The sequence below is a fragment of the Streptomyces flaveolus genome (genome assembly GCF_000716535.1).
Classification (GTDB): Bacteria; Actinomycetota; Actinomycetes; order Streptomycetales; family Streptomycetaceae; genus Streptomyces; species Streptomyces flaveolus_A.
The window spans coordinates 1-5,331 of record NZ_JNWV01000093.1; the positions used below are offsets into that span (position 1 = coordinate 1).

Sequence of the window (5,331 nt, forward strand, 5' to 3'; positions counted from 1 at the left end):
CAAGAGCCTCCGCCTGGAGTCGGAATCCGGCAACGGCGGCAGCTCCGAACGCGGCGGCGACGGTGTCATCGCCGACTTCAACAAGGACGGCTACGGCGACATCGCCGTCGGCACACCCCTCTACTCCAAGCACAAAGGCCGAGTCAGCGTCTGGTACGGCTCGTCCGCCGGCCCCTCCCGGAGCACCCGCCTCACCCAGTCGACCAGTGGCGTCACCGGATCTCCCGAAAACCGGGACGAATTCGGCTCATCCATTTCTGCCGGTGACGTCAACGGCGACGGCTACGCGGATCTCGCAGTCGGCGTGCCGGGCGAGGAGATCGATGACCACGACTACGCGGGCGGCGTGCACATCTTCAAGGGGCGGGCGGGCGGCCTGTCCGGTGCCGGCTCACAGTGGTTCGCCCGCAACACCCGGGGTGTCCCGGGCGCGTTGACAGCCGACGAGCAGTTCGGTGGCCTGGTACGGCTGCGCGACACGGACGGTGACGGAAAGGCCGACCTGTACGTGAGCGGTGCCAGCGCTCTGCGGCTGCCCGGTTCAGCCGGCGGCATCACCACCGCGGGCGCGACGGAATACCACGCGGCACCCATCGACAGCTTCCTGCAGTGATGTGGCGTAGCTGACTCGTATGGCTGCACCAGCTGCTCCCGGACCTCGCTGATCAACTGCTCGATCCGGGAGCGGAGCGTCCACCGTGGCCCGCCACCGGGTGCCCGAGCCGCCCGACTGCTGGGCGGGCCGCCGTGACGCGCAACTGACCGGCCATCGTGGCGAGCTGCTGCTCCCGCCTCAGCCGGCACGGATCGCCCCCGTCCCGGCGGCCCGGCCTTACGGCGGCGGGCGCGCACCAGCGCCCCCGTGAAGCCATGCGGCGGGCTGTCGTGGTCGGCGGCGAACTCAGGCCCCAGCCAGGCGCGGCCCACCCGCTCGCCCATCCGGCGGCAGAACACATCAGCGCCCCGCACCCGGGGCCGCGTCCCCCCGCTTGCCTGCCAGGCCAGCTCGGCCGTCTCCGGCCCCAGCAGCGCTGCGCCACCGCCACCACCTCCGGGAAGAAGGCCGCATCCCGGCCCAGGAGCCGCCACCATGCAAGCCGGGGACCCGCATTGCCGCCCTCCAGCCGGTGCGTGCGGCCGGATCTCCTCCCGCTCCCAGTGCAGGGCCTCATCCCACCACCGGGCCACGACCGCGTGCGCCAGGGTGAACACTCACCGCCCTCCGCCCCGCAACGCCCCGCACGGCGCGCCACACCCGCCCACCGCCGCTGCGCCACAGCCACCGGGACACCGCGCAGGTCGAGGTGTCCCAGCGGCTGGTCGGCGTCCGCGTCAGCGATGAGGATCAGCTCCCCGGCCAGTGGCACGATCCGACGCCCCTGCTGCCACAGCCCCCTCCAATGCCCTTTCCCTGCTTCCTGTCTGTCGTGGGCCCGGTTACAGCCCGAATTCAAGGTCGATCAGGTCGGTGAGTTCGACTTCGAAGCCGTGGGCGCGGCGGCCCTTGTCGCGGAAGTAGACCGCCGCCGCCCGCTCCTACCGGGACCAGTACGGCCACCTGGACGTCCCCGCCGACTACACCGACCCCACCGGCTACCGGCTCGGCACCTTCATCACCACCATGCGCGACGCCGCGAAAGCCGGCCGCCTCGAGCCCGACTGGATCGCCGAGCTCGACGCGCTGGGCATGATCTGGGACAAGCACGACGCCGCCTGGCGCGCCCGGCTCGCCGCGGCCGCCGACTACCACCGCATGCACGGTCACCTCGCCGCGCCCGCCACCACCCCCGTCGGGGCCTGGCTCGCCGAACAACGCCACCTCGCCACCAAGGGCGCACTCGACGCCGCCCGCGCCGAGGCTCTCACCGCCCTCGCCGCCGACTGGCGCCTGCCGCACGGAGCGGACTGGCACCGCAAATACCACCTGCTGCGCGCCCACCTCGCCACCGGAGCCGACCCCGCCACCCTCACCCGCGACACCGCCCTGGCCGGGGTGAAGATCGGTTCCTGGCTGGCCCGCCAGCTCACCGCCTGGCAAGCCCTCGCCGAGGGCCAGCAGCAGCTGATGACCGCCCTGGGCCTCACCCCGGAGACGAACCCGTTCGCCCCCGCGCGCCGTACCCGCCGCACCTCCGAGCAGACCGTGCAGCTGCTGGAGCTCTTCCTGCACCGCGAGGGCCGCGCCCCCGCCGCCCGCGAGAGCATCCGCGTCGACGGCGAGAGCGTCCGGATCGGCGCCTGGCTGGCCAAGGCCCGCACCAAGCACCGTGCCCGCCAGCTCCCCGAGACCCACGTACGCCTGGTGGCCGCCCTGTTCCAGGGGGACTGGACGGCCGAGGACGCCGTGCCGGCCGTCCTGGTGTAGGCCCCGCTGTGGTCGGGCACGGCAGGCATCGTTACCTGCACCCCGTGACCGCCGCCGACAGCAGGCGGCGATGACGGCGTCGGTGCGCCCGGCCGGGGGCGTCAGCCGGGCGGACGCCGCAGGCGGTCAGGAACGTCACGGCCGGTAGCTCTGTGTCAGCCGGACCAACCTCGGGGCAGAAGGAGACTGGTCGGCATGGGCGATCTACGCGACGGAACCAGACCCGACGGTGCTGTACCGCGGGCTTGCCTGAAGTCGATCGTGCCGCTGGAGAACACTGCTTCTTTGAAGTCAACCGCACTGCCGGAGAAACTGGTCCCGTGGAAGTTGACCGTGCTGCCGGAGAACGTTGTCGAGTGGAAGCTGACCGTGCCGCCGGAGAACCTCCCCTCCTTGACCTTGACCGTGCCGCCGGAGAAGGCTGCTCCGTAGAAGTTGAGTACCCCGGCGCAGACCGTCAGCCTGTTGAAGTAGACCATGCTGCCGGAGAACGTCGCCTTGCCGAACTCGACGGTGCTGCCGGAGAAAGTTGCTCCCGAGAAGACGACTGCGCCGCCAGAGAACTTCGCCGCATTGAAGCTGACTTTGCCGCCGGAGAAGATCGTCCTGTGGAAGGCGACCTCACCGCCGGAGAACGCCGCCTCATCGAAGCTGACTGTGCCGCCGGAGAATGTCGCTTCGGTGAAGTCCCCGCCGTCAAAGGTGGCGCCGGTGAAGTCGAAGTCGTGGCCTTGCCAAGAGTGGAGGTGCTCGGTTTCCAGACGGAGGTGGTCGCGGATGAGGCGGATGACGGTGTGCCGGACTTCGCGCAGAGCCAGGTAGTTGTGTCTGGCTTCCGCGTCGCCTGCCGGCAGGTCGGCCTCTGCGGTGTAGGGCAGGCGGAGGTAGGAGCACAGGACGTCGATGCAGGTTTGGCGTAACTCGCGGGTGGGGGCGTCGTCGGCGAGTCCGGCCAGGGCGTGCACACCGCCGAGACGCACGGCGGCTGAGGCGTGGCCCAGTTGACCCACGGCGGTGGTGAAGCGTTCGGTGTGCAGGCGGGTGGCCTCGCGCAGGGCGCCGTCCTCGTCCACGCGCTGCCGCCGGTAGGCCACGACCAGGGCGACCAGGGCACCAGCTCCCGCGACCACCCCGAAGGACAGTTTCACCAGGTCGAACAGCGTCGTGGAATCGATGCGATGTTCGGGCTTTAGCCCATGGACACTGAGCAGGTCCCAGCCGGTGTAGAACACTGCTGCGGCCACCACAATCGCCGCAGCGAAGGTCAGCGCGAGGACAGGGCCCACTGGCCACAGGCGCAGCCCCCGCCGCTCCGTCCGGCGCCGCGACGTACGCAATCCCATACCCGTTCAAGACTGCTACCGCGTTGTGATGGTTGCGGATAGCGTGCCCGCTCGCCGGACGCTCCCAGCGCACGCGGCTGTGGCGTGGCTGTTGGGCCTGCTTGCCTGCCTGGTCCCCCCTGTTCGAGGGGTACTGGAGGCCGAGGACGCCATGTCGGCCGTCCTGGTGTGTGCCCTGCCCCCGGTGGACTTCCCGCCCGGGGGATCCCATCCTGACGGCCGCTCTTTGGCCGCGTCTGAGCACCGCCGTCGATGACCACGGGCCAGTCCTCTCACAGCCTCGCGTCCGCTTGCCTCTACTGGCGGTAGAGATACGGAGCATGCGCGGTAGCTTCCGGTCATGCACGGCGCCGGTACCTGTCGGGGACGCGGTTGGTACGCGAGATGTGCGTTTGGGGTACGGCTGTGGGTGCATCGGGCTTCGGGGCCCGGCGTGGGCCGGGCTCGCGCGGCCGTGGCCCGGTGCGCCACCGGGAAGCACGCAGTGCGCGACGACGATCGGCAGAGGGGCCGGTGCAGTTTGCCGGCCCGCGTGCTGGCCGTGTGGTCGGTCGCACGGCGAGGAAGATGGACGTAGGGCTCCCGTTCCGTGTTACCCCCGAGCCGGGACGGGAGTCCGCTTTCGTGCGAGCGGCCGTGCGCAACCCTGCCCGGCCCTCCTGTGACCGGTCACGTACCCAGGCGCCTGCTCCGGCATCTGGAGCAGGCCCCTGGGCGGCCCCTGAGTGCGGTGGCGAGCAAGCTACTTGAACCAGTAGCGGACGCCGTGGTGGCGGGAGCAGGTGCCCTGAGAGTGCCGTGAGTAGGACAGCGAGGCGTCCTTGCACTTCGCGGTCTCGTACTTGTTCACGGGCTTCTTGTTGTGCGTCCAGCCGCACACCCCGGTGGTGTGGTGGACGCAATGGTGCGCGGTGTTGGTGGACGGCAGCGTCGCCGCGGACGCGGCCGGTGCGCTGAAGAAGACGCCCGCGACGGCGATGGCCATGGCTGAGGCGGCAAGACGAGCACGCAAAAGGGCTCCCTTGAAGTCGAGCAAATGCAGGGGGACTCTATCCGCCTTTCACCCGCGTATGAGGGCGTTTGGTCCTAAGCCATCGTGCGACGCCGAGCGGATACGGCGTGAGGCTCAGAGCGCGCGAGGGGCCTTCTCCCGTCCCAACCAGGTGCCGTTGGCTGGGCCCGGCCGCGGTCCGCGTGCGGGTCGGCTCTCAACAGGCTTGACACGGCGGACCGTTCAGCCACCTCCTGCCTCCCTGGCGGGCTGACCGTCGACTGAGACCCGTCCCGGCGTCAACGCCGGCTCACGCCGCCATGGCCCCGCGAAAACCGCTGCCCTACCGCCGACTGGCCTGCGAACATCGGGCAAGGGCTCAACCAGGCGAGGAATGATGACCGACTTTCCCTTCGGTATGAACGACTACAGCGTCGACGTCCAGGCGCAGCACAACGTGACCTTCACCCCCGGCTGGGACGTCCACCGTCTCGCCCTGACCTTCGAGGTGACCGCCTCAGATCACGCTGGAAACGACCGTGACGGACCGGCAGCTGCGCGGCCTGGAGAAGACGCGCGCGGGCGCCGACCTGTCCCTGCGCGCCGCCCTCACCCTGACCGCCCTGGCCGAA

Annotated in this window: 4 protein-coding genes; 2 read left to right on the forward strand and 2 right to left on the reverse strand. The window is 70.4% G+C overall.

The genetic code is table 11. The annotated features are described in order from the left end of the window. Together OO52_RS45100 and OO52_RS45105 are read left to right on the forward strand one after the other, a co-directional pair. Positions 1-613: FG-GAP and VCBS repeat-containing protein (locus tag OO52_RS45100; RefSeq protein WP_209439616.1), on the forward strand; the 613-nt coding region annotated here is incomplete at its 5' end. Positions 614-1,558: 945 nt separating this feature from the next. Then, positions 1,559-2,365: a helicase associated domain-containing protein gene (locus OO52_RS45105; protein ID WP_245240335.1), complete on the forward strand. Its 807-nt coding sequence runs from the start codon at positions 1,559-1,561 to the stop codon at positions 2,363-2,365. 155 nt (positions 2,366-2,520) lie between these two features. Here OO52_RS45105 and OO52_RS45110 read toward each other — a convergent pair whose 3' ends face one another. After that, positions 2,521-3,651: a pentapeptide repeat-containing protein gene (locus OO52_RS45110; RefSeq protein WP_245240333.1), complete on the reverse strand. Its 1,131-nt coding sequence runs from the start codon at positions 3,649-3,651 to the stop codon at positions 2,521-2,523. A 799-nt stretch (positions 3,652-4,450) separates the two neighbouring features. Continuing rightward, on the reverse strand, positions 4,451-4,720 hold the full coding sequence (locus OO52_RS45115; RefSeq protein WP_245240334.1) for a DUF3761 domain-containing protein: 270 nt from the start codon (positions 4,718-4,720) through the stop codon (positions 4,451-4,453). Positions 4,721-5,331: the final 611 nt, after the last annotated feature.